This window comes from Mycobacterium sp. BMJ-28 (genome assembly GCF_054404835.1).
In genome coordinates, this window is the sequence record NZ_CM136783.1 from 2249615 (window position 1) to 2275342 (window position 25728).

Genomic DNA, 25728 nt, shown 5'->3' on the forward strand with positions numbered 1-25728 from the left:
ACAGCCTTTGCTAAACGAATTGGACGGCGGTGGGAGGCGTGATGAGTGTTGCCGGGAATGCCTCGGTGATGTCAGGGACCATCCGGAACGAGATCGCCGATCTGCTCGGCATCCCGGCCGCCGAAATCGACCCCGATCTCGACCTCGTCAGCCAGGGCCTGGACTCCATCCGGATGATGTCGCTGGCCGGAAAATGGCGAAAGCAGGGCATGAGCATCGATTTCGCCTCCCTGGCGGCCCAACCCTCGGTGCGGGCATGGTCGCAGATGCTCTCCGCGTCAGGTGCTGCCGAAGTGCCCATTCCCCAAGCAACGCAAGATGATTCGGGTGCGCACGAACCCTTCCCGTTGGCTTCCATGCAGCATGCGATGTGGATCGGCCGGGAAAGCGACCAGCAACTCGGTGGCGTCGCGGGCCATCTCTACGTCGAATTCGACGGCCAGGCAGTGGATCACGACACCCTGAGCCGGGCCGCCGGTGAGCTCGCCGAGCGTCATCCGATGCTGCGCGTCGAGTTCCTTCCCGATGGCACGCAGCGAATCGGCGAAGCGGGACAACCCTTTCCGGTCGCGCTGGAAGATCTGCGCTCGTGGGACGAGGCCGACACCGAGGTCCGGCTGGCCGCCATCCGGCGGGCCAAATCACATCAGCAACTCGAGCGCGGGGTCTTCGAGCTCGCGCTCACCCTGCTGCCCGGCGGCCGTTCGCGGCTGCACGTCGACCTGGACATGCAGGCCGCCGACGCGATGAGCTACCGCACCCTGATGGCCGACCTCACCCGGCTGTACCGGGGTGCCGAACTGGCCCCACTCGGCTACACCTATCGGCAGTACCGGCTGGCCGCCACGGCGCAACCGGTGGCCGCCGAATCCGACCGGCAGTGGTGGGCCGAACGCATCCCCGAGCTGCCCGATCCGCCGCGGCTTCCGGTGGTGCCGCACGCCGAGCAGACCGACCCGCGCCACACCACTCGCCGGCACCACTGGCTGGACCCGCAGACCCGCGACGCGTTGTTCGACGCCGCCCGCCGGCGCGGGGTGACACCCGCCATGGCGCTGGCCGCCTCGTTCTCCGATGCCCTGGCCGGCTGGTCGGCCGAGCCCCGCTTCCTGCTCAACGTGCCGATGTTCGGACGCGAGCAATTCCACCCCGATGTGGACGCCCTCGTCGGCGACTTCACCTCGTCACTGCTGCTGGACATCGACCTCACCGGCGCCGACACCGCCGCCGCCCGCTCGCGAGCCGTGCAGGCCGTGTTCCGCGGCGCGGCCGCCCACGCCGCCTACCCCGGACTGTCCGTGCTGCGCGATCTCAGCCGGCACCGCGGCACCCAGGTGCTCGCCCCGGTCGTCTACACCAGTGCACTGGGCCTGGGTGAACTGTTCGCCGCCGAGGTCACCGACACGTTCGGCAAGCCCGTGTGGATCAATTCGCAAGGGCCGCAGGTGCTGTTGGACGCCCAAGTCACCGAATTCGACGGCGGGATCCTGGTCAACTGGGACGTCCGCGAGCATGCCTTCCCGGCCGGGCTGATCGACGCGATGTTCGACCGGCACATCGACGAACTCCGGCGGCTGGCCGCCGACGACTCGGCCTGGGATGCTGCCCGCACCCCACTGATCACCGCCGAAGCGCGCGCGGTCCGCGACCACCTCAACTCCGGCACCGCCGAGTCGAGCGGCCAACCGCTGCACGCCGGCTTCTTCGCCGCGGCCGCGGCGCGCCCGGAGGCCACCGCCGTCATCGGCTCGGCCGGCGAACTCAACTATGCGCAACTGCGCGAGCAGGCCCTCGCCGTCGCGGCGGCGCTGCACACCGCCGGCATCGAACCGGGCGACACCGTGGCGGTGCTCGGCCCCAAAGGCGCCGACCAGATCACCGCGCTGCTGGGCATCTTGGCAGCCGGCGCGGTATATCTGCCGATCGGCGTGGACCAGCCGGCCGACCGTGCGGAGCGCATCCTGAGCACCGGCGGTGTGCGGATGGCGCTGTACTGCGGCGAACAACAGCCGACCTGGCTGCCCGCACTGACCATCGGCGAGGCGCTGCGGGTGGGCCGCCGGGCACTGGCGAACGACCCGGCGTTCGCCCCGGCGGCCACGGACCCCCACGAATTGGCCTACGTGCTGTTCACCTCGGGCTCGACCGGCGAACCCAAGGGCGTCGAGGTCACCCACGACGCGGCGATGAACACCGCCGAATTCCTGTACCGGCACTTCGAGATCGGGCCACAGGACCGCTGCCTGGCGCTGATGACGCTGGAATGCGACCTGTCGGTGCTCGACGTGTTCGCCACCCTGGCCACCGGTGGCGCGATCGTCGTGGTCGACGAGGCCGACCGCCGCGACCCCGACACCTGGGCCCGGCTGATCCACCGACATCGCGTCACCGTGCTGAACTTCCTGCCCGGCAGCTTGGAGATGCTCGTCGAGGTCGGTTCCCAGGGCGGCACCGACCGGTTGTCCTCGGTGCGGGTGGTGCTCACCGGCGGGGACTGGGTGCGCACCGCGATGGTGCGCCGGCTGCAGAGCCAGGCGCCCGGCGTGCGAGTGGCCGGGCTCGGTGGCGCCACCGAAACCGCCATCCACGCCACCATCCATGAGGCCGCAGCGGACCTGCCCGCGCACTGGACCGCGCTGCCCTACGGTGTGCCGTTCACCAACAACGCAGCCCGCGTGGTCAATTCGTCCGGTGCCGACTGCCCGGACTGGGTTCCCGGCGAACTGTGGATCGGTGGGCGCGGAATCGCGTCCGGATACCGCGGAAAACCCGACCTGACCGCCGACCGATTCGTGCGATACCAGGGCCGCACCTGGTACCGGACCGGAGACCTGGCGCGGTACTGGCCCGACGGCACACTGGAATTCGTCGGCCGCGCCGATCACCGGGTGAAGATCAGCGGCTACCGCATCGAACTCGGGGACGTCGAAACCGCGCTGCAGCGCATCCCGGGGGTACGGGCCGCGGTCGCCGGGATCGTGCCCGCCGCCGGGGCGCGCCGCAACGATGTGCTGGCCGCCCTGGTCAGCCTCGAGGACGGCGGGCCCACCGCCCAACAGATCACCGAGGCCGTCGCAGAACTCGTTCCGCCGCACATGATTCCGCGACACATCGAACTGGTCGAGCGCATCCCGTTCACCCTGGCTGGCAAGACCGACCGGCGTGCCGCGGCCAGGACGCTGGCCGAGGTGGTCGGCGACGGACCCGATGCCGACCGCCGGATGCCGGACAGCCCGCTTCAGCGGGCGCTGGCCGCCGTCATCGGCGAGCTGTTGGGCGCGCCCGACCTCGGCCTCGATGACGACTTCTTCGCCCTCGGCGGCGACTCGGTGCTGGCCACCACCGCCGTCGCCCGGATCCGGGACTGGCTGGACACCCCGACGGTGATGGTGCCCGACATCTTCGCCACCCGCACCGTCGAGGCACTGGCCGCGCGGCTGGCCGCACGCGAGGCCGGCAGCGACCGGCTGGACCAGGTTGCCGAGCTGTACCTGGAGATCGCCGAGATGGACGACGCGGACGTGGTGACGGTGCTCCATGCCACCGACACAGCACGGCAGGTGTCATGACCGCCGCGGATCTGGCCTTCGCGCCGTGGATCAAGCGGTACCCGGCCGATGGCGTTGCCACCCTGGTGTTCCCGCATGCCGGCGGCGCCGCCCTGGCTTACCGGGCGATGGGCACCGCACTGGCCGCGGCGGGCGCCGACACCTACGTCATGCAGTACCCGCAGCGCGGTGACCGGCTCACCCACCCGGCGCCGGCCACCGTCGGTCAACTGGCCGCAGACCTGTTCGATGCGGGCAGCTGGGACCGGATCGGGCCGCTGCGGCTGTTCGGCCATTGCATGGGGGCCGTGGTGGCCTTCGAATTCGCCAGAGTCGCCGCACAACGCGGGGTCGACGTGAGCGCGTTGTGGGTGTCGGCCAGTGAGGCGCCCTCGACGGTGGCGGCCGCCCCGGCACTGCCGATGGCGCAATCGGAGATCATCGCCGAAATGGTGGACCTCGGTGGTACCGACCCGCAGCTGCTCGAAGACGAGGATTTCGTGGAGCTGCTGTTGATGGCGGTGCGCGCCGACTATGCGGCGTTCAATCGGTACAGCTGCGGCGACGACGTGCGCATCGACGCCGACATCCACACGCTCGGTGGTGACAGGGACCACCGCATCAGTGAGAACATGTTGCGCCGCTGGAACTCTCATACCACCGGTGTGTTCACCTGCTCGATGTTCGACGGCGGCCATTTCTACCTCAACGATCACACCGCGGACGTGGCGGAACTGGTCAATGAGTTCTGAGGCAGGGGCCGGCCCCGGCGATCCGGTGGTGATCGTCGGGATGGCCCTCGAGGCTCCCGGTGGCATCGACACCGCCGACGCCTTCTGGGATCTGCTCACCGAGCAGCGCGAAGCGCTCGGGCATTTTCCCACCGACCGTGGCTGGGCGATCTCCGAGCTGCTGGACGGTTCGCGTCGCGATGGCTTCAAGCAAATCCATGATCTCGGTGGGTTCCTGGGCAGCGCAGGTCATTTCGACCCGGCCTTCTTCGGCATCTCGCCGCGCGAAGCGGTCGCGATGGACCCGCAACAACGGGTCGCGCTGCGGCTGGCCTGGCGGGCCATCGAGCACAGCGGGATCAACCCCGACGACCTCGCCGGACACGACGTGGGCTGCTATGTCGGGGCCTCGGCGCTGGAGTACGGGCCGGCGCTGTCCGACTACTCGTCCTACAGCGGTCATCTCATCACCGGAACGTCGCTGGGTGTCATCTCCGGGCGCATCGCCTACACCCTGGACCTCGCGGGTCCGGCGTTGACGGTGGACACGTCGTGTTCCTCGGCGCTGTCGGCCGTGCACACCGCGGCGCAGGCGCTGCGGGCCGGCGACTGCGCCATGGCGCTGGCCGGCGGCGTCTGCGTGATGGGCACGCCGGGATACTTCGTCGAGTTCGCCAAGCAGCACGCCCTGTCCGACGATGGGCACTGCCGGCCCTACAGCGCACATGCCAGTGGCACGGTGTGGGCCGAGGGTGCCGCGATGTTCTTGTTGCAACACAAGTCCGCTGCCCTGCGCGACGGCAGGCCGGTGCTCGCCGAACTGCGAGCCACCGCCGTCAACTCCGACGGGCGCACCGTCGGACTGACCGCGCCCAGCGGTGCCGCCCAGCAGCGGCTGTTCGCCAGGGCGATCGAACGGGCAGGCGTCGCAGCCGGGGATGTCGGCATGATCGAGGGCCACGGCACCGCCACCCGGCTCGGCGATCGCACCGAACTGCGCGCGCTGGCCCAGACCTATGGAGCCACCGCGCCGGGCGCCGGCGCGCTGCTGGGTTCGGTCAAGTCCAACGTCGGGCACACCCAGGCCGCCGCGGGTGCGCTCGGCCTGGCCAAGGTGATCATCTCAGCCCAGCGTGGCTCGGTGCCGGCCAGTTTGCACACCGACGAACCCAGCCGTGAGATCGATTGGGAAGCCCAGGGTCTGCGGTTGGCCACCAAGCTCACCCCGTGGCCGGCCAAAGCCGGGAAACGCATCGGTGCGGTATCCGCGTTCGGCATGAGCGGCACCAACACCCATGTCATCGTGTCGGTTCCGGACGCCGGGGAGAGCTCCCGATGAGCGCCGTGACCCTGCCCGACGGCCGCATCCCGGTGGTTCTGACCGCGCACGCCGAGGACCTGGTCGCCCACGACGCCGCCGCGATCCTGCGCTATCTGCACCACCGGCCCGCGGTGTGCGACGTGGCCGCGGTGGCGGCGACGATGTTGGGTACCCGCCGGATTCGCCGGCACCGCACGGTCATCCGCGCCGCCGGCATCGATGAGTTGAAAGACGGCCTGCGGGCGGTGGCCGCGGGCGAGGACCACCCGCTGGTGGCGCGGTCGTCGGCGAGCGGGTCCGCCGGTGTCGCGTTCGTCTTCCCCGGCCAGGGCAGCCAGTGGCCGTCGATGGGAGTCCAGGCCTATCACCGGCTGCCCGAGTATCGCGCCGAGGTGGACCGCTGTGCCGCCGCGTTCGCGGCCGCCGGCCACGCGTCGCCGCTGGACTACCTGCTGGCCGAATCCGGTTCACGGACCAACGATTTCACCCAGGTGCAGATTCAGGGCGCCCAGTTCGTGCACGGTGCGGCGCTGGCCCGGGTGTGGCGATCCTGCGGCGTGGTGGCCGACATCACCGTCGGACACAGCCTCGGGGAGATCGGCGCCGCCAATCTCGCCGGCGCCATCACACTGACCGAGGCGGTCGGTGTCGTCGTCGCCCGGGCCACCCTGCTGGACCGGCTGACCGGGCCCTACCGCGTCGCCGTCCTCGGGCTGAGCCCCGAGGCCGCCCAACAGGCCGTCGCGGCGGTCCAGGGCTGGGCCGAACTGTCGGTGGTGAACTCCAAGTCCTCGGTCGCCGTGTCTGGTGACACCACGGCGATCGCGGCACTGGTGCGCGATGTCGGCGACCGCGGATTCTTCGCCCGCGAGATCGAGATGTGGTTCCCGGCGCACACCACCAAACTCGACCCGTTGCGATCCGAGCTCGAAACCCTGCTACCGGCAGGAAAATTCGCCGACACCGCGGTGCGGTTCATCGGATCGGCCACCGGCACCGCGGTCGGGCCGGACGCCGATTTCGCCGACTACTGGTACACCAACCTGCGCAGCACCGTGCGGTTCGACCACGCCGTCGCGGCCGCCGTCGAGCACGGCGCGAAGACGTTCGTCGAGCTCTCCGCGCATCCAGCCCTGCTGTACGCGACCGCCGACGTGCTGGACGATCTCGATACCACCGGCGTGCTCACGGTGGGCTCCGGCCGCCGCGACGAGCCCATCACCGACCGGCTGGCCGCGAACATCGCCGCGGTGGCCGTGGCCGATCCCGCCCACCGCTGGACGGATCTGATCGACCCGCCGGCGCAACCACTGCGCGACTTCCCGTTCGCCCCGATGCGCGCCGAGCACCTCTGGGCCGCAGCCGAACCCCTGCCGCCCGTCGCGAGGATCAGCGTCGCCGCCGAGCACTGGCAGCCGCACGTCCCGGTGGCCGGTACCGGCCACCGGCGCGCCGCGGTCATCGACCTGGACGCCGACACCGGTTTCGGTGCCGCCCTGATGACCGCAGTGTCGACGCGGCTGGAGCTGGTGACCCCGGCCGACGCCGACCTGCTGATCGTGCTCGCTCCAGCACTGGAGACTGTCGACGCGGTCGCTGCCGCGGACCAGCTCGCAGCCCGCATCGATGCCGGCCTGCTCGGTTACGCCGACGCGCTGAGCGGAACGGACCGCGACGTCTGGCTGCTCACCACGGCGGGGGAGCAGGTCCGCCCGAGCGATCCGGCACCTCTGCCGGCCCAGGCCGCGCTGGGCGCGGTACACCGCAGCCTGGCCCTGGAATTCCCCGATCATCATTTCGGCCACCTCGATCTGCCGGCGCGGACGCTGGACCCCGTCGCACTGCAGACGCTGCTCGGGCCGGCCGGCGAATTCGCCGTCCGGGAGGGCGTGGTCTATCACCGTGGTACCCGCGATCAATCGATCACCGCACCGGCCTGGACGGCGGAGACCGGCGTGCTGGACGACGTCGTCATCACCGGTGGCGGCGGCGTGGTCGGCCTGCACCTGGCCCGCTACCTCGCCGAGCGCGGCGCCCGCAGGATCGTGCTGTTGAGCCGGCGCGGTGCCGACACCACCACACTCACCGACCTGAACACCGAGATCGTCACAGCGCGCTGTGACATCACCGATCCGGTGGCGCTGGCCGATACCGTGGCCGAATTCGGCGGCAGACCAGCATCATTGGTGATCCATGCGGCCGGCGCGGCCACCATCGCCGAGCGCGGTGAGCTCTCCGGCGCAGACTTCGCCGGCACCGTGGCGGCCAAAGTCGCGGGTTATCACAGCTTCGCCCAGGGCTGGCCGCTACGCCCCGACGCGCGAATTCTGCTGTGCTCGTCGGTATCCGGGCTGTGGGGCGGCCGTGGCCACATCGCCTACGCCGCCGCCAACCGGCTGCTCGACGTGCTGGCCGCCCAGCACCGGGCCCAGGGCCGGCACTGCACGGCGCTGCGCTGGGGGCTGTGGCCGGGCACCGGCATCATCGACGAGAACGAGATCGCCCGGGTGCAGCGGTCTGGGCTGCTGCCGATGGCCCCCGACCGCGCCGCGCAGGTCTGCCTGCGGGACTGGACGGGTGATCCGCTGATCTTCACCGCCGATCCGGACCGGTTGCGCACCTTCCTCGGTGACGACGCGGATTCCCGCACCGCTCCAGCCGCCGCCCCTGCGGCCGCGCCCGCCGCCCCCCGCGATGCGGCCGACGCGGTGCGCACGGCACTCGGTGCGGTGTTGAAGGTGCCCGACACCGCGGCACTGGACCTGGCCGAGTCGCTGCTCGACCTGGGCGTCGACTCATTGCTGGCACTCGACCTACGCAAGATGCTCACGAAGGCCACCGGACAGAAGGTCTCCCTGGCCACGATCCTCGGCGGTATCACCGGCACCGAGCTGATCGAACACCTCGACAAGACGGACAAAGAAAGCACTATCGCGTGACTGATATCGCAGATGTGACCACCAATGCCGGACGCGACGCACGTCTGGAGCTGATGCGGCGCAAACTCGCCGAACGCGGGCTGTCCGCCGGTGGTGACGCCCTCGGGTCCGCCGAACAGGCCGGTCTGTCCGACGGCCAGCGGCGGATGTGGTTCGTGCAGAGCGTCGACCCGGGCGGGGTGTTGCTCAATGTCTGTGTGTCCTACCGGCTCACCGGGCCGGTGGATCCCGACCGGCTGCATGCCGCGGTCGACGCCGTCGGTCGCAGGCATCCGATCCTGCGGACCACCTATCGGGTCGACGACGCCGGGGAACCGCAACCCGAGCTGCACGCCGACCTGCTACCGGGGTGGGCCTTCCACGATGTGTCCGACAAATCCGAGCGCGCCCGCGCGCTGCGGCTGGAAGTGCTGGCGCAACGCGAATTCGGCGCGCCGTTCGACTTGACCGCCGACTCACCCCTGCGGATCACGCTGGTGCGCACCGGTTCCGACGAGTACGTCATGCTGCTGGTGGCGCACCACATCGCCTGGGACGACGGGTCCTGGCGGGTGTTCTTCACCGACCTGACCCGGGCCTACTCCGGGGCCGACCTCGGTCCGGCGCCGCGCCCGCCGCAGCCGGCCGCCGACACGCACGAGGAAGACCTCGCGCACTGGCGGGCGGTGCTGGCCGACCCGCCGGAGCCGCTGGAACTCCCCGGTCCGACCGGATCGGCCGTGCCGACCGGATTCCGTTCACAGCTACGCACCCTCGAACTGCCCGCCGGCACCGTCGAGAAGGTGACCGCGTTCGCCAGGGATACCGGAGCCACGCCGTACATGGTGCTGCTCGCCGCCTTCGGTGCGCTCATCCACCGTTACACCCACACCGACGACTTCCTGGTGGCCAGCCCGGTCGTCAACCGCGGCACCGACGAGGCGATCGGCTACTACGGCAACACCGTGGCGATGCGGCTGCGTCCGCACGGCAGCCAGGGATTCCGCGATCTGGTCGCCGCGACCAGGGACACCGCCCTCGGCGCGTTCGCCCACCAGCGGGTCAACCTCGACCGGGTGGTCGCCGAGCTCAACCCGGACCGGCGGCACGGCGCCGAACGGATGACGCGGATCAGCTTCGGTTTCCGCGAACCCGACGGTGGCGGTTTCCGGCCGGACGGCATCACCTGCGCCCGCGCCGAACTGCGCAATCACGTCACCCAGCTGCCGTTGGGTTTCATGGTGGAATGGGACGCCGCGGGGGCCACCGTCGAAGCGGAGCATCTCACCGAGATCGTCGGTGCCGACCTGGCCGCGAACATGCTGTCCCACTTCGCGGTGCTGCTGGACAACGCACTCGACCAGCCCGACCTGCCGTTGCGGCGGCTGGGCCTGTTCACCACCGAGGACGAAGCCTGGCTGCGCGACGCTTCGGCCGGTGAGCAGTTCGGCACGCCCGCAACGACATTGACCGCGCTGGTCGGCGAGCAGGTGGCCCGTACGCCCGAGGCGACCGCCGTCGTCTACGAGGGCAGGCATTACAGCTACCGCGAACTCAACGAGGAAGCCAACCGGGTAGCGCACTGGTTGATCGGCCAAGGTGTCGGTACCGAGGACCGCGTGGCCGTGCTGCTGGAGAAGTCACCGGAACTGGTGATCACCGCGCTGGGCATCGTCAAGGCGGGTGCGGTCTATCTGCCCATCGACCCCACCTATCCCGACGACCGGCTGACCTACATGCTGGCGGATGCCGATCCGAAGATCGTGATCCGCGAACCGGTCCCGGATCTGCGGGCGTATCGCGCCGACGACCCGACCGACGCCGACCGGGTCCGGCCCTTGCTGCCGGACAACACCGCCTACCTGATCTACACCTCCGGATCGACCGGCCTGCCCAAGGGCGTCCCGGTGCCGCATCGGCCCATCGCCGAGTACTTCGTGTGGTTCGGCGACGAATACCAGGTCACCCAGGACGACCGGCTGCTGCAGGTGGCCTCCCAGGGATTCGACGTGTCGATCGGGGAGATCTTCGGCATGCTCGCCGCGGGTGCGCGGCTGGTCATCCCGAAACCCGGCGGCCTGGGCGACATCGGCTATCTGACGGCGCTGCTGCGCGACGAGGGCATCACTTCGATGCACTTCGTGCCGTCGCTGCTGGGGTTGTTCCTGTCGCTGCCCGGTGTCAGTGAATGGCGCAGCCTGCAGCGGGTTCCGATCGGCGGTGAGGCGCTGCCCGGCGAGGTCGCCGACAAATTCCACGCCACCTTCGACGCGCTGTTGCACAACTTCTACGGACCCACCGAGACGGTGCTGAACTGCACCCGCTACAAGGTCGAGGGCAAGCAGGGCGCCCGCATCGTGCCGATCGGTACCCCCAAGATCAACACCACCATCCACCTGCTCGACGATGCGTTGCAGCCGGTCCCGGTCGGAGTGATCGGTGAGATCTACATCGGCGGAACCCATATCGCGCACGGTTACCACCGCAGGCACGGATTGACCGCCGAACGTTTCGTCGCCGACCCGTTCAATTCGGGCGGCCGAATGTACCGTTCCGGCGATCTGGCCCGCCGCAACGCCGACGGCGATATCGAATTCGTCGGCCGCGCCGACGAGCAGGTCAAGATCCGCGGCTTCCGCATCGAACTCGGCGAGGTGGCCGCCGCCATCTCGGTCGACCCCTCGGTGGGGCAGGCCGTCGTCGTGGTGCGAGATCTGCCCACGCTGGGGCGCAGCCTGGTCGCCTATGTCACGCCGGCGGGTGACACCGAGGCCGCCCAGATCGACCGTATCCGGGCGCGGGTCGCCGCGGCGTTGCCCGAATACATGATTCCGGCCGCCTACGTCGCGGTCGACGAGATCCCGATCACCACACACGGCAAGATCGACCGGTCGGCCTTGCCCGAACCCGATATCAGCGCAGGCACCGAATACCGCGAACCCGGCACCGACACCGAACGTGTGATCGCCGGGCTGTTCGCCGAACTGCTGGGCCGCGAGGCGGTCGGCGCCGACGACTCGTTCTTCGACCTCGGCGGGCATTCGCTGTTGGCCACCAAACTCGTTGCCGCGGTGCGATCGCGGTGTCACGTCGACATCGGCGTGCAGCAGGTCTTCGAACTCGCCACCGTGGCCGGCCTGGCCGCCCATATCGACACCGCGCGGGCCACCGGCGGCGCCTCCGTCCGTCCGGTCATGGTGCCGATCGACCGTGGCGGTCCGTTGCAGATGTCGGCCGCACAGCTACGGCAGTGGTTCCAGTTCCGCATCGACGGGCCCAGCCCGGTGAACAACATCCCGTTCGCCGCGCGCCTCACCGGGCCCAGCGATGTCGAGGCCTTCGTCGCCGCGGTCAACGATGTCGTGGACCGACACGAGATCCTGCGCACCACCTACCGTGAAATCGACGGTGCGCCATACCAGGTGGTCAATCCGAGCGAGATGGTGCCGGTTCGCCGGGCCCGCGGTGACGGTGACCAGTGGCTGCAGCGAGAACTCGACGCCGAGCGCCGCCACTGCTTCGATCTGGAACACGACTGGCCGATCCGGGCTGCCGTGCTGAGCACGCCCGAATATCACGTGCTGTCCCTGGTGGTGCACCACATCGCCGCCGACCACTGGTCGGCCGGGGTGTTGTTCACCGATGTGCTCACCGCCTACCGTGCCCGCCGGGCCGGCACCGCACCGGATTTCGAGCCGCTGCCGGTGCAGTACGCCGACTACGCGGCATGGCAGGCGGAATTGCTGGCCGGCGACGAACTCGCTGCCCAACGCGATTACTGGGTGGACCGGTTGTCGGGGCTGCCCGAGGAGAACGGGCTGCGCCCCGACCACCCGCGCCCACCCGTCCCGACCGGCGAGGGCGACGCGCTGACGTTCGCCATCGACGAGGACACCCGCGCCCGCCTGGCCGAACTGACCCGCGAACTGGGTATCACCGAGTTCATGCTGCTGCAGGCGGCGGTTGCGGTCGCCCTGCACAAGGCGGGCGAGGGCACCGACATCCCGCTGGGCACCCCGGTGGCGGGCCGCACCGAACCCGAACTGGATCAGCTCATCGGGTTTTTCATCAACATCGTCGTGCTGCGTAACGATCTGTCCGGCAACCCCACCGTGCGCGAGGTCCTGCGCCGCGCCAGGGAGATGGCACTTGGGGCCTACGCCCACCAGGATCTGCCCTTCGACCGGGTCGTCGACGCGGTCAGTCCGGTGCGATCGCTGTCGCGTAACCCGCTGTTCGGTGTCGTCGTGCACGTGCGCGAGGAACTGCCGTCAGACCGCGTCATCGACTCCGGCGCCGACGGCGAGACGCGTTTCACGGCACTGGAACCCACGTTCGACGTCGCGCACGCCGACCTGTCGCTGAACTTCTTCGCCACCGACTCCAGTGGTTACCAGGGCACCGTCATCTACCGCACCGAGTTGTACCAGCGGGCCACCGCGCAGCGTCTGACGGACTGGTTGTTGCGGGTCATCGACGCATTCGCGCACCATCCCGAGAGCACGTTGCGGGATATCGCGATCGGCGGGGCCGAGTCGGTCGCACAGTGGAGTGCGGCGGCGACACCCGAGACCGGCCTGCCGCAGACGGCGGGAGCGAGCCGGGTGTACGTGCTCGATGAATGGCTGGCACCCGTCGGGGTGGGCGTCACCGGCGACGTGTACTTCGCGGGCGGCGCCATCGACGAGGCGCACCGCAATGCCACGGCCGCAACGCGATTCCGGTACCCGGACAACCCGTTCGAGCCGGGCACCCGGCTCTACCGCACCGGTGACCGCGCCCGCTGGACCGAGGCGGGGGCGCTGGAGTACACCGAGCGGGGCGACCACCGGGTGCAGGCGTCGGTGGAGGCGATCGACGGGGTGGCCGCCGCACTCACCAGAAACTGGTCGACCCGCGCCGGTACGGTGCTGGCCTGCTACGTGGTGCCCGCCGAAGCGCAGGCCGATGTCGCGGCGTTCGCCGACAGCGTCCGCGCCGCCCTGCCCGAAGAGCTGGCGGCGCTGCGGATCACGGTGCTCGACAGTCTCGACGGCACGGCGCTGCCGCGCCCGGTGCTGACCTCGACGGGTCCGTTCGAGCCGGCCGCCACCGACACCGAACGCAGCCTGGCCGCGATGCTCACCGCGCTGCTCGGCGTGCAGGAATTCGGCAGGCACGACGACTTCTTCACCCTCGGCGGGGACAGCATCCTGGCGGTACAGCTGGCCGCGCGGGCCCGCGACAACGGGGTGGCGCTGACGGCGCGAATGGTGTTCGAGCACCCGGTGCTCGCCGAACTCGCCGCGGCCCTGGATGCCAAGGCCGGCCAGGCGCGTGCCGAGGACACCCATCACGCACCGATGGCCGCCTCCGGGCTGTCCGCCGACGAACTCGCCGGCCTGACCGCGGCGTGGACCCAGACGTGAGCGAGGCGCCGGCCATCGTCGACGTGATGGCGCTGAGCCCGTTGCAACAGGGGTTGTATTCGCTGGCCGGCCTGACCGACGGCGGCGCCGACCCGTATTTCATCGCGATGGCCGCCGACGTGGAGGGCGGCCTGGATGCGACGCGGCTGCGGGCCTGCGCCGTGGCCATGCTGGACCGTCATCCCAACCTGCGGGTGAGCTTCTTCCAAGGCACGCTGAGCAAGCCGGTCGCGGTGGTCCCGGCAACCTTCGAATTGCCTTGGCAGCACGTGATCGTCGACACCGACGAGGAGGTGGAGGCGCTGGAGGACGAGGCGCGCCGCCGGCCGTTCGACCTCACCCATGGTCCGGCGATCCGGTTCCTGCTCGCCGAGCTTCCGCACTCGCGTTGGCGTCTGGTGGTCGTCGCCCATCACATCGTGATCGACGGCTGGTCGCTGCCGGTGTTCGTCGGCGAGTTGATCGCGCTGTACCGATCCGGCGGAGACCTCGGCGCGCTGCCGCCGCAGCCGCGGCCGTACCGTGATTACATCGGCTGGCTGGCCGGCCGGGACCCCGAGGTCAGCAGGCAGCTCTGGCGCACCCATCTGGCCGGTCTGGACGGCCCCACCCTGCTGGCCCCGGCGCTGTCGGGCCGGGAGGCGGCCGCCGGCCTGCCGCGGCGGACCGAGGTGACCCTCGACGAGGAGGGCACCACCGAGATCCTGGAAGCCGCGCGGTCGCGCGGTGTCACGATCAGCACCCTGTTCCAGATGGCTTGGGCGGCAATATTGTCCGCCTTCACCGACCGTACCGATGTGGTGTTCGGGGTGACGGTGTCCGGCCGGCCCGATGAGCTGGCCGGCGTCGAATCGATGGTGGGGCTGTTCATCAACACCGTGCCGCTGCGGCTGCGGCTCGACCCGGCCCGGCGTGTCGGGCCGCAATGCCTTGCGCTGCAACGCGAAGCCGCCGAACTACGGGACCACGGTTATCTCAGCCACACCGAGCTGCGAGCCGCCGGTGGCATCGGCGAGCTGTACGACACCCTGCTGGTGTACGAGAACTTTCCGCCCGGCGGGCTGGTGGGCAGCGGTGACATCGATCTCGGTGGCGCGGTCATCAGGCCGTCCGCCCTGGAAAGCCTCTCCCACTTCCCGGTCACCATCGCCGCCCATCCCACCGCCAGACGACTCACGGTGCTCGTCGAAAACCTGGACGGCGCACTGGGATTGCTGGACCCGGAATCGCTCGGTCGCCGGGTGCTGGCCGTGGTCCGCGGTCTGCTGGAGCAGTGGGACAGCCCACTGCGCGATGTCGCCGTCACGTTCGCCGGCGAGGTCGAAGCTCTGCCCGCCAAGGACGTGGAGGTGCACGGCGGCGGTTTCCACACCGCGTTCACCGAGGCCGCCGCCGACCGACTGGGATCGGTGGCCTTGAGTTGGGCGGGTGGCGAACTCAGCTACCGCGAACTCGATGAGTCTGCCGACCGGCTGGCCGCCGAACTGGTCCGGCGGGGCGTCTCGACCGAGACGCCGGTGCCGATCCTGTTGGGCCGCGGGCCCGATTACGTCGTCGCCATGCTGGCCGTCCTCAAAGCCGGCGGTCTGATCGTCCCGCTCGATCCCGGGATGCCGGCCGAGCGCATTCGGGAGATCGTCGGTCAGACGGGTGCGGCGGTCACCGTGGACGAGACGTTGATGGCCGCGGTGGCCGATCTGCCGATACCCGAGTTCCAGTGCCCGCCGGTCCGCCCCGGGCAGGGTGCCTACATCGTGTTCACCTCCGGCACCACCGGAAAACCCAAAGGGGTCATCGGAACTCATCAAGCACTGCTGGCTTATGCGGCCGATCATGCCCGCAATGTGCTGCAGCCGGCGGGTCGCAGACTGCGCATCGCGCACGCCTGGTCGTTCACCTTCGACGCGGCCTGGCAGCCGCTGGTGGCCTTACTGGACGGGCACAGCAACCACATCATCGGTGACGCCGTGCAACGCGACGCCGAGGCGCTGGTCGCCGAGATCGGCCGGTTCGGCCTGGACATGATCGACACCACGCCGTCGATGTTCGGCCAACTCCGGGCCGCCGGTCTGTTGACGACGGTTCCGTTGTCCGTGCTGGCCCTCGGCGGGGAGGCCATCGACACCGCCGCCTGGCACGACATCCAGGCCGTTTGTGCGCGCACCGGGGTGCGAGCCCACAACTGCTACGGACCGACCGAGACCACGGTGGAAGCGGTGGTCGCCAGGATCACCGAGCACCCGACGCCGTGCATCGGATATCCGACCGACCCCACCCGCGCGTACGTGCTGGACGGCTGGCTGCGGCCGGTGCCCGACGGCGTGGCGGGGGAGCTGTACCTGGCCGGCGGGCAGCTGGCCCGCGGCTACCTGGGCCGGATGGGGGAGACCGCGGGCCGGTTCGTCGCCGATCCGTTCAACCCGGCCGGGCGGATGTACCGCACCGGTGACGTGGTGCGCCGGGGGGCAACCGGACAGCTGCAGTTCCTCGGCCGCAGCGACGACCAGGTGAAGATCCGCGGTTTCCGGGTCGAGCCGGGCGAGGTGGCCGCGGCCCTGCACCGTCTTCCCGCGGTGTCGCACGCCCATGTGGCGGTCCGTCGGCACCGCAGCGGCCCGCGGCTGACGGCGTATGTGGTGACCCGGGAGTCGGCTCGGGCGAGCGAAGCGACGGGAAATGGCACTCGGGCGAGCGAAGCGACGGGAAATGGCACTCGGGCGAGCGAAGCGACGGGAAATGGCACTCGGGCGAGCGAAGCGACGGGAAATAGCACCGACCTGCGCCGCGCCCTGACTGAGACTTTGCCCAGATATCTGGTGCCCCACCACATCATCGAGGTCAGCGAGATTCCCCTGACATCGCACGGCAAGGTCGACGACGCCGCGCTGGCCGCTCTCGACGTCGGTCACGATGCCGGCGAGATCACCGGCCCGGTCACCGCGACCGAGACGGTGCTGGCCGAGGTGCTCGGCGGCCTGCTGGACGTCCGGCAGGTCGACGTCACCGCGGATTTCCTGGACCTGGGGCTGGACAGCATCGTGGCGCTGTCGGTGGTGCAGGCAGTGCGGCGACGCGGAGTTCCGTTGCGCGCCCGGCTGATGCTGGAATGCGCCAACATCCGCGAACTGGCCGAGGCGCTCGACGGTGATGTGCGGGCCGATCCGCTCGACACCGATGACACCGGTCCGATCCCGCTACTGCCCGCCGGTTATTGGCTGCTGGCGCACGGGGACTCACGCCGGCTGGCGCAGACCGAGGCCATCCGGCTGCCTGCCGGGGTGCGCCGGGATCAACTGGAGACATTGCTGCGCACGGTCATCGACGGTCACGAAGCGCTGCGCAGCCGGTTGGACCGCGACACCATGATGCTCGTCCCGCATCCCGCCACCGACATTCTCGACGAGGCATCGGTGGTCGGCGACTTGGCGACCGCGGTCGGCGTGCACGCCGAGCGGTCCTTGCAGCGGCTGGATCCCGGCCGGGGTGAGATGGTCCGGGCCGTGCTGCTGCACCACGACAGCGGCGCCCAGGTGCTGGTGCTGACGGCGCACGTGCTCGCCATGGACCCGGCGTCCTGGCGGATCGTGCTGGGTGAGCTGGAAACCGGTTGGCATGCCCTGAGTTCGGGCCGCACCCCGGCGCCGGTGCGCGAACACACCTCGCTGCGGCAGTGGTCCAGAATCCTGGCCGAGCGGGCACTCAAGCTGGACACCTGCGAGTTCTGGGTGAGTCAGCTCGCCGGTGGGGACCCGGAGCTGGGCACCCGCCGGATCCGCCCGGACAGCGACCGGGTCGGCGACGTCGTCGTCACCATGTCGTTCACCGACCCTGAGGTCACCGCGAAGGTGATGGCAGGCCCGGTGCCCGAGGTGCTGGCGGCGGCGACCGCACGCACGATCACCCGCTGGCGACGGTCCCGCGGCCAGTCCACCCCGGCACCCTTGCTGGCGCTGGAGACCCACGGCCGTGCCGATGCGGTGGTCTCGGCCGGGTTGGCCGATGACTCTCGGCAGATCGACACCGGCGACACCGTGGGTCTGCTCAGTGCGATCTACCCGGTGCGAATCGTCGACGACGCGCTACCGACGATTCCCGGCGACGGCATCGACTATGCGCTGCTGCGTCATCTGCGCACCGATACCGCCGAACGGCTTGCCGCCCAGCCTGATCCACAGGTGCTGCTGAATTATCTCGGCCGGATCCACCACGCCGGCGGCGCCGAGGCGCTGGTGCCGGACCGCGCGCTGCTGGCCCGGCTGTCCCCGACACCCGAGCCCGATCTGGCTGTCCGCCATGAACTCACGCTGAACGTGGCACTCATCGAGCGCGACGGTGTGCCCGTGCTGGGCAGCCAGTGGCGCACCTTGCCCGAGATTCTGTCCGCGGACGACGTCGCCACGCTGCAGGCGTTGTGGCAGGACGCATTACGAGAGGTGATCGCATGACCGTGACACAGAAGCTGGCCATCATCGGCGCCGGCGCGAAGGCGGTGGCGGTCGCGGCCAAGGCCGCCGAGCTACGGGCCATGGGTGTCGACGCACCCGAGGTGATCGCCTTGGAGCGCACCGCGATCGCGGCCAACTGGCAGGCCGCCGGCGGGTGGACCGACGGCGCGCACCGGCTGGGCACGGGTCCGGAGAAGGACGTCGGTTTCCCCTACCAGTCCGCCCTGGTGCCGCGCCGTAATGCCGAACTGGACGAGCGGATGATGCGGCACAGTTGGCAGGCCTACCTGGTGGGCACCGGCCAGTTCGCCGAATGGGTGGACCGTGGCCGGCCCGCGCCGACGCACCGGCGGTGGAGCCAGTACCTGCAGTGGGTGGCCGAGCGGGTGGGGATGTCGGTGACGCTGGGCGAGGTCACCGAGATCGGTGTGCGGCACGGCGACGACGGCATCGGTTGGGAACTGAAAACCCATGAGGCCACCGTGCACGCCGACGCGCTGATGGTCACCGGGCCCGGTCAGGCCGAACGCTCCATCCTGCCCGGCAATCCGCGGGTGCTGTCCATCGCCCAGTTCTGGCACCGGGCCGCGGCGCAGGAACTGATCGCCGCCGACCGGGTCGCCGTCATCGGCGGCGGCGAGACCGCGGGCACCATGCTCGATGAGTTGTTCCGGCACCGTATTTCGACCATCACGGTGATCTCGCCGCAGGTGACGCTGTTCACCCGGGGCGAGGGGTACTTCGAGAACGCGCTGTACTCCGACCCCACCCATTGGGATGGGCTCACCCTGGCGGAGAAGCGCGACGCGATGAATCGCACCGACCGCGGGGTGTTCTCGGTGCGCGTGCAGGAGGGGCTGCTCGCCGACGACCGGATCCGGCACCTGCGCGGCCGGGTGGCGCACGCGGTGGCCCGCGACGAACGCATCCGGCTGACCTTGCAGACCGAGCGGGGCAGCGAGCGACTGGAGACGGTGCACGGTTTCGACCTGGTGATCGACGGTTCCGGCGCCAATCCGATGTGGTTTCAGCCGCTGCTGCACCAGGAGGCCCTCGACGTGCTCGAGCTCGGGCTCGGCGGGCCGTTCGCCGTCGACCGGGTCCAGGAGTCCATCGGGCACGACCTGGCCGTCGAGGATGTCGAGCCCAAGCTGTTCCTGCCCGGGCTGGCCGGTCTGACCCAGGGGCCCGGATTCCCCAACCTGAGCTGCCTGGGCCGGTTGTCCGACCGGATCCTGGGTTCGCCCGCCTTCACCGCAACCCCCACAAGGAGAAGCCTTGAGCAACAATCCGTTCGATGACGAGAGCGGCACCTTCTACGTCCTGCGCAACGACGAGGAGCAGTTCAGTCTGTGGCCGGCGTTCGTCGACGTGCCCGCCGGCTGGCGGGTGGTGTTCGGCGAGAGCAGTCGGGCCGATTGCGTGGCCTACGTCGAGGAGACCTGGACGGACCTGAGGCCGAAGAGCCTGCGCGACGCGATGGCCTAGCCTGCCTCCCGCCGAAACGGTATTCCGTAAGGCCCCTTCTCGGACTCTTCCTTCGGGAATACCGTTTCGGCGGGATCCGGCGCCCAACCGCGTGCCCACAGTGCCCGACGGGCGCGGTCGACGACGTCGGCATCGTTGTCCTCTTTGACGACCTGATGCACATCCCACCCCAGTTCGCCCAGCGTGCGCATGACGCGGCGGTCCTTGAGGTACTGCGGGCGGTACGTCTGGTGCTGATCGCCGTCGTATTCCGCGGCGACCTTGAACTCCTTCCAGCCCATGTCGACCGTGCGGACATACCGGCCCCATTCGTCGCGAATGACGATCTGGGTGCTCGGTCGCGGGAGTCCTGCGTCGACGAACAACAGGCGCAACCGCGTTTCGCGGGGTGATGCGGCGCCGCCGTCGACGAGTGGCAGACGTTCTTTCAACCGCGCCACACCCCGGGCGCCGCGATACCGCTGAGTCAGCGCGAGGACATCGTCGACGGCGAATGGTTGCGCGCGCATCAGCGCATCCGGTCGTGCGACGGCTCGACCGTGTGGCAGGAATCGACCCAGATCGAAAGCGGTTCGCGCCGCCGTGGCGGTGGGAATTCCGGAAAGGCAACTCGATTCGTCACTGCCGACGCGTTCGTTGCGGGCGATCACCCCTTTGGGCGGGCGAGTGCAGTCCCAGATCAGTTCGACCGGGGAATTCGCATCGACCCACTCCGCGCCGTGCAGAGCGGACGCTGCTACTCCCGTGACGACGGCCTGTCGCCGAGACCACAACCACGCTCCGATGGTCCGGTCCCGGATTGTGAGCACGCGGTCACGTGGCGCGTGCACGTTCGGATAGATCGGCCGGTACCAGCGCTGCAACTCGTGCCGTGTCACCAGGCCCTGCGCCAAGGCCTCGCTGCCGATGATGATGTCCCCCATGGACCGATATTGGCCGGGGGTACCGACAGTTCCGTCGAGGCTGTAGCCACGCAGGAAAAGTGCGAGTGGGCCCCTGCTGGAATACCGTTTCGGCGCCGGAGCCGAACGCGTTCAGGTGTCCATGTCGTGCACCCGGGCGTGCAGCACGGTGCGGTTGCGCAGCGCGGCCCGCACGGCCCGGTGCAGGCCGTCCTCCAGATAGATCACGCCCTGCCAGCGCACCGCGTGCGGGAAGAGGTCGCCGTAGAAGGTGGAGTCCTCGGAGAGCAGGCGATCCAGCGCCAGCACGGTGGTGGTGGTGACCAGCTCGTCCAGCCGGATCTGGCGGGGCGGGATCTGCGACCACTGCCGGTAGGACAGCCCGTGCTCGGGATAAGGCTTGCCGTCGCGAACTCCTTTGAAGATCACCGGCGCGCTCCCATGCGACGAGGTTAATCCCACGAGGCGCGCGGTGTGCTTGCCAACGCGAATAACCTGCTGTTGATCACCGTAAAATGAACAGCAGACCACGAGCTGAGGGCAGGTGAACCATGGGAAGTGCCGACGACCGTCGTTTCGAGGTGCTGCGTGCCATCGTCGCCGACTTCGTGACCAGCAAGGAACCCATCGGATCGAAGTCCCTGGTGGATCGGCACAATCTGGGGGTTTCCAGCGCCACCGTGCGCAACGACATGGCGGTGCTGGAGGCGGAGGGGTACATCACCCAGCCGCACACCAGTTCGGGGCGGATTCCCACCGAGAAGGGCTACCGCGAGTTCGTCGACCGGATCGACAACGTGAAGCCGCTGTCCAGCAGCGAGCGGCGGGCGATCCTGCAGTTCCTGGAGTCCGGGGTGGACCTAGACGACGTGTTACGCCGTGCGGTGCGGTTGCTGGCCCAGCTGACCCGGCAGGTCGCCATCATCCAGTACCCGACGCTGTCCACCTCCACGGTGCGCCATCTGGAGGTGGTCGCGCTGACCCCGGCCAAGCTGCTTCTGGTGGTCATCACCGACAGCGGCCGGGTGGACCAGCGGGTGGTCGAACTCGGTGACGCCATCTCCGACCACGAACTGTCCCAGCTGCGGGAGCGGCTCGGCAGCGCGCTGGAAGGCAAACCACTGTCCACCGCATCGGTGGCGGTCGCCGACCTGGCCGGCGCCCTCGACGGGCACGGCGGGCTGGGTGACGCCATCGGCCGCGCCGCCACCGTGCTGGTGGAAACCCTTGTCGAACACACCGAGGAACGCCTGTTGCTCGGCGGGACCGCCAACCTGACGCGCAACACGGCGGACTTCGGCGGATCGCTGCGTTCGGTGCTGGAGGCGCTCGAGGAGCAGGTTGTGGTGCTGCGGTTGCTGGCCGCGCAACAGGAGGCCGGTAAGGTCACGGTGCGTATCGGGCACGAGACCGAGGCCGAACAGATGGTCGGGACGTCGGTGGTGAGCACGGCGTACGGCAGTTCGGGCAAGGTGTTCGGCGGCATGGGTGTGGTCGGTCCCACCCGGATGGACTATCCGGGAACGATCGCGAATGTCGCCGCCGTTGCTCTCTACATTGGCGAGGTTTTGGGCACCCGGTAGGGGACGGCCGCAGCAGGCGGCATGAGAGAGGTTCTACGTGGCACGCGATTATTACGGTCTGCTCGGCGTGAGCAAGGGCGCCAGCGATTCGGAGCTGAAGCGCGCCTACCGCAAGCTCGCGCGGGAGTTGCACCCGGACGTCAACCCCGACGAGGCGGCGCAGGCGCGCTTCAAGGAGATCAGCATCGCCTACGAGGTGCTGTCGGATCCGGAGAAGCGCCGCATCGTCGACCTGGGCGGCGATCCGATGGAGAACGCCGCCGCGGGTGCGGGCGCCGGTGGTTTCGGTGGTTTCGGTGGGCTCGGCGACGTCTTCGAGGCCTTCTTCGGTGGGGGCGGCGGCTCGCGCGGCCCGATCGGTCGGGTGCGTCCCGGCTCGGATTCGCTCCTGCGGATGCGCCTGGATCTGTCCGAATGCGCGACCGGCGTGACCAAGCAGGTCACCGTGGACACCGCCGTGCTCTGCGACCTGTGCCAGGGCAAGGGCACCAACGGCACGTCCAGTCCGGTCACCTGTGACACCTGCCATGGCCACGGCGAGGTGCAGACGGTGCAGCGGTCGCTGCTGGGCCAGGTGATGACGTCGCGGCCGTGCCCGGTGTGCGGTGGTGTCGGTGAGGTCATTCCCGACCCGTGCCACCGCTGCGGCGGTGACGGCCGGGTGCAGGCGCGCCGTGAGGTCAGCGTCAAGATCCCGGCGGGTGTCGGCGACGGTATGCGGGTGCGGCTGGCGGCCCAGGGCGAGGTCGGTCCCGGCGGTGGCCCGGCGGGTGACCTGTACGTCGAGGTGCACGAGCAGCAGCACGACATCTTCGTCCGGGACGGGGACGACCTGCACTGCACGGTGTCGGTGCCGATGTTCGACGCGGCGCTGGGCACCACGGTGATGGTCGAGGACATCCTCGGCGGCCAGACCGAGATCACCATCGCGGCGGGCACCCAGCCCGGTGCGGTGACCACGCTGCGCGGCCACGGTATGCCGCACCTGCGGTCCGGGGTGCGGGGCAATCTGCACGCCCATATCGAGGTGCTCATCCCCGCCCGCCTGGACGGGACCGACACCGACCTGTTGCGCAAGCTCAAGGAGCACCGGTCGCGGGATGTCGCCGAGGTGCGGTCCGCACACGGCTCGGCGGGCTCCAACGGAGGCCTGTTCAGCCGGTTGCGGGACACGTTCTCCGGCCGCTGAGCGCATGAGTAGAGCGCTGTTCTACGTCGACGTGCTGCCCGAACCCGGTGCGATCGCCGTGGTCGACGGTGACGAGGGCCACCACGCCGCGACGGTGCGCCGGTTCCGGCCCGGTGAGGAACTGGATCTCGGTGACGGCGCGGGGATGACGGCGCACTGTGTCGTCGAGGAAGCCACCAAGGGCCGGCTGGCCGCGCGCGTGCTCACCACCGCCCGCGTCAGCGCCCCGGTTCCGCCGGTGACCGTCGTACAGGCGTTGCCGAAATCGGATCGCTCCGAGTTGGCGATCGAACTGGCCACCGAGGCCGGCGCGGATGCCTTCCTGGCGTGGCAGTCCCAGCGATGCGTGGCCCGCTGGGACGGCGCGGCCAAGGTCGACAAGGGGTTGCGCCGGTGGGCGGCGGTGGCCCGCTCGGCGGCCCGGCAGTCGCGGCGTGCCTACATTCCGACCGTCGACGGTGTGCTGAGCACGGCCGACCTGGCCGGCCGGGTTCGTGGGCTGACCCTGGTGCTGCACGAGTCGGCGACCGTGCCGCTGGCCGATCTGGTTGTGGCACAGGCTGATTCGGTAATGCTGGTAGTCGGCCCGGAAGGTGGGGTCACCGATGAGGAGATCGGCACGCTGACCGATGCGGGGGCGGTGGCCGTGCGGCTCGGCCCCACGGTGCTGCGCACCTCGAGCGCGGCCGCGGTGGCGCTGGGCGCGATCGGGGTGCTGACCGGCCGCTGGGATCTGTAGGGATATATGAGCGACGTTTCCTGCCGGAAACATGCGGCACACTGTGCGGTGACCTCGACTTCCTAGCGTGCACGCCATGGCGATGACGATGGAGCCCCCGCACAGCGAAATGGTCCGGCTGGCCAACAAACCGCCGTGGTACACGTCGCTGTTCGTCCAGCTACTGGTGGCCATCGTGGCCGGCATTCTGGTCGGGTGGTTGTGGCCCGACGTCGGTGGCGCGCTCAAACCGCTGGCCGACGGGTTCATCAAGCTCATCAAGATGCTGATCGCGCCGATCATCTTCTGCACCGTCGTGATCGGCATCGCCCACGTCGGCGACCTGAAGTCGGTCGGCCGGATCGGTGTGAAGGCGCTCATCTACTTCGAGGCGGTGACCACCTTTGCGCTCCTTTTCGGGCTGGTGGTCGGAAATATCGTCAAACCCGGTGCCGGTTTCAGCATCGATCCGCAGACCTTGGTCACCGGCGCCGAGGCGGTGGCCAAGAAGACGAGCAACGGCGAACTGCCGCACACCGTGGAATTCCTGCTCAACATCATCCCGACCTCGGTGGTGTCGGCCTTCGCCGAGAACGCCCTGCTCCAGGTGTTGTTCTTCGCGGTGCTGTTCGGGCTGGCGCTGGCGAAGTTCGGCGAGTCCGGCCCGCCGGTCATCTTCGAGTTCGTGGACCACATGAGCCACATCTTCTTCACCATCATCGGCTGGGTGATGCGGCTGGCCCCGCTCGGGGCGTTCGGCGCGATGGCCTACATCATCGGTCAGTACGGCATCGGGTCCTTGGCCAGCTACGGCAAGCTGATCGCCGCCTGCTATCTGGCGGCGCTTCTCTTCATCCTCATCCTGGCGGCCATCGCGAGGATCTTCGCGGGGGTGAACCTGTGGCGGTTCGTGGTGTACATCAAGGACGAGCTCTTCCTGGCGCTGGGGACCGCTTCCACGGAGGTGGTGCTGCCGCGGATCATGACCAAACTCGCCAATGCGGGCTGTTCGCGCACGACGACGGGACTGGTTGTGCCGACCGGCTATTCGTTCAACCTCGACGGCGCCACGCTGTATCTCTCGATCTGCGTGCTGTTCCTGGCGCAGGCGCTCGGTGTCGATCTGAGTCTGGGCGAGCAGATCACCGCGGTGCTGGTGCTGATGCTCACGTCCAAGGGCATGGCCGGCGTTCCGGGGTCGTCCTTCCTGGCGCTGTCGGCGACCGTGGCGGCCATCGGGCACGGCGCGATCCCGGTGGCGGCGGTGGCGCTGCTGCTGGGCGCCGACCGGATCATGGATTCGATGCGGGTGTCGGTGAACCTGCTGGGCAACTGCGTGGCGACGTTCGTGGTGGCGAACTGGGAGGGTCAGCTGGACAAGGACCGCATGCGCAGCGTGCTGGCCGGCGAGGATGTCGAGCCGCTGCCCGACGCCGGTGCGGTCCCCGCGGTGACCGCCGGGATGCGCGACTGAGCA

General features: G+C 69.5%; 14 protein-coding genes. 12 read left to right on the forward strand and 2 right to left on the reverse strand.

The genetic code is table 11. The features are described 5' to 3' along the window. Positions 1-41: 41 nt before the first annotated feature. The 8 genes from ACXPWS_RS11105 to ACXPWS_RS11140 are packed head-to-tail and all read left to right on the forward strand — an operon-like array spanning position 42 to position 19859. A complete protein-coding gene (locus ACXPWS_RS11105) occupies positions 42-3569 on the forward strand; it encodes a non-ribosomal peptide synthetase (RefSeq protein WP_458712478.1) in 3528 nt (1175 codons plus the stop codon). Then, positions 3566-4300: a thioesterase II family protein gene (locus ACXPWS_RS11110; RefSeq protein ID WP_458712479.1), complete on the forward strand. Its 735-nt coding sequence runs from the start codon at positions 3566-3568 to the stop codon at positions 4298-4300. Before ACXPWS_RS11105 ends, ACXPWS_RS11110 begins: the two co-directional genes overlap by 4 nt. Next, complete coding sequence (locus ACXPWS_RS11115; protein ID WP_458712480.1) at positions 4290-5618, forward strand: beta-ketoacyl [acyl carrier protein] synthase domain-containing protein; 1329 nt, start codon at positions 4290-4292, stop codon at positions 5616-5618. Before ACXPWS_RS11110 ends, ACXPWS_RS11115 begins: the two co-directional genes overlap by 11 nt. Next, positions 5615-8539 carry a mycobactin polyketide synthase MbtD gene (gene mbtD, locus ACXPWS_RS11120; RefSeq protein WP_458712481.1) on the forward strand — a complete coding sequence of 975 codons (2925 nt, stop codon included), beginning with the start codon at positions 5615-5617 and terminating at the stop codon, positions 8537-8539. The genes ACXPWS_RS11115 and mbtD overlap by 4 nt, the downstream gene beginning before the upstream one ends. Further along, positions 8536-13926 carry an amino acid adenylation domain-containing protein gene (locus ACXPWS_RS11125; protein ID WP_458712482.1) on the forward strand — a complete coding sequence of 1797 codons (5391 nt, stop codon included), beginning with the start codon at positions 8536-8538 and terminating at the stop codon, positions 13924-13926. Before mbtD ends, ACXPWS_RS11125 begins: the two co-directional genes overlap by 4 nt. 26 nt (positions 13927-13952) lie before the next feature. After that, positions 13953-18371, forward strand: a complete 4419-nt coding sequence (locus tag ACXPWS_RS11130) for an amino acid adenylation domain-containing protein (RefSeq protein ID WP_458713495.1) — start codon at positions 13953-13955, stop codon at positions 18369-18371. A gap of 2 nt (positions 18372-18373) precedes the next feature. Then, positions 18374-19672: an NADPH-dependent L-lysine N(6)-monooxygenase MbtG gene (gene mbtG, locus ACXPWS_RS11135; protein ID WP_458713496.1), complete on the forward strand. Its 1299-nt coding sequence runs from the start codon at positions 18374-18376 to the stop codon at positions 19670-19672. Next, the gene (locus ACXPWS_RS11140) at positions 19650-19859 is read left to right on the forward strand and encodes an MbtH family protein (protein ID WP_458712483.1); all 210 of its coding nucleotides are present in this window, start codon (positions 19650-19652) and stop codon (positions 19857-19859) included. Before mbtG ends, ACXPWS_RS11140 begins: the two co-directional genes overlap by 23 nt. On the opposite strand, the gene ACXPWS_RS11145 is transcribed toward ACXPWS_RS11140, so the two are convergent. Together ACXPWS_RS11145 and ACXPWS_RS11150 are read right to left on the reverse strand one after the other, a co-directional pair. Then, positions 19856-20782 (reverse strand): hypothetical protein, encoded by a 927-nt coding sequence (locus ACXPWS_RS11145; RefSeq protein WP_458712484.1) that lies wholly within the window; start codon positions 20780-20782, stop codon positions 19856-19858. The genes ACXPWS_RS11140 and ACXPWS_RS11145 overlap by 4 nt on opposite strands. A gap of 111 nt (positions 20783-20893) precedes the next feature. Then, entirely contained in the window at positions 20894-21190 is a 297-nt protein-coding gene (locus tag ACXPWS_RS11150) for a type II toxin-antitoxin system VapB family antitoxin (RefSeq protein WP_458712485.1), read from the reverse strand. Positions 21191-21312: 122 nt separating this feature from the next. On the opposite strand from ACXPWS_RS11150, the gene hrcA reads away from it, so the two are divergent. The 4 genes from hrcA (at position 21313) to dctA (ending at position 25725) form a co-directional block, all read left to right on the forward strand. Next, positions 21313-22344 carry a heat-inducible transcriptional repressor HrcA gene (hrcA, locus tag ACXPWS_RS11155; RefSeq protein WP_458712486.1) on the forward strand — a complete coding sequence of 344 codons (1032 nt, stop codon included), beginning with the start codon at positions 21313-21315 and terminating at the stop codon, positions 22342-22344. 37 nt (positions 22345-22381) lie between these two features. Continuing rightward, positions 22382-23533 (forward strand): molecular chaperone DnaJ, encoded by a 1152-nt coding sequence (gene dnaJ / locus ACXPWS_RS11160; RefSeq protein ID WP_458712487.1) that lies wholly within the window; start codon positions 22382-22384, stop codon positions 23531-23533. 4 nt (positions 23534-23537) lie between these two features. After that, positions 23538-24272 (forward strand): 16S rRNA (uracil(1498)-N(3))-methyltransferase, encoded by a 735-nt coding sequence (locus ACXPWS_RS11165; RefSeq protein WP_458712488.1) that lies wholly within the window; start codon positions 23538-23540, stop codon positions 24270-24272. Between the two features lie 76 nt (positions 24273-24348). Next, the gene (dctA, locus tag ACXPWS_RS11170) at positions 24349-25725 is read left to right on the forward strand and encodes a C4-dicarboxylate transporter DctA (protein ID WP_458712489.1); all 1377 of its coding nucleotides are present in this window, start codon (positions 24349-24351) and stop codon (positions 25723-25725) included. Positions 25726-25728: the final 3 nt, after the last annotated feature.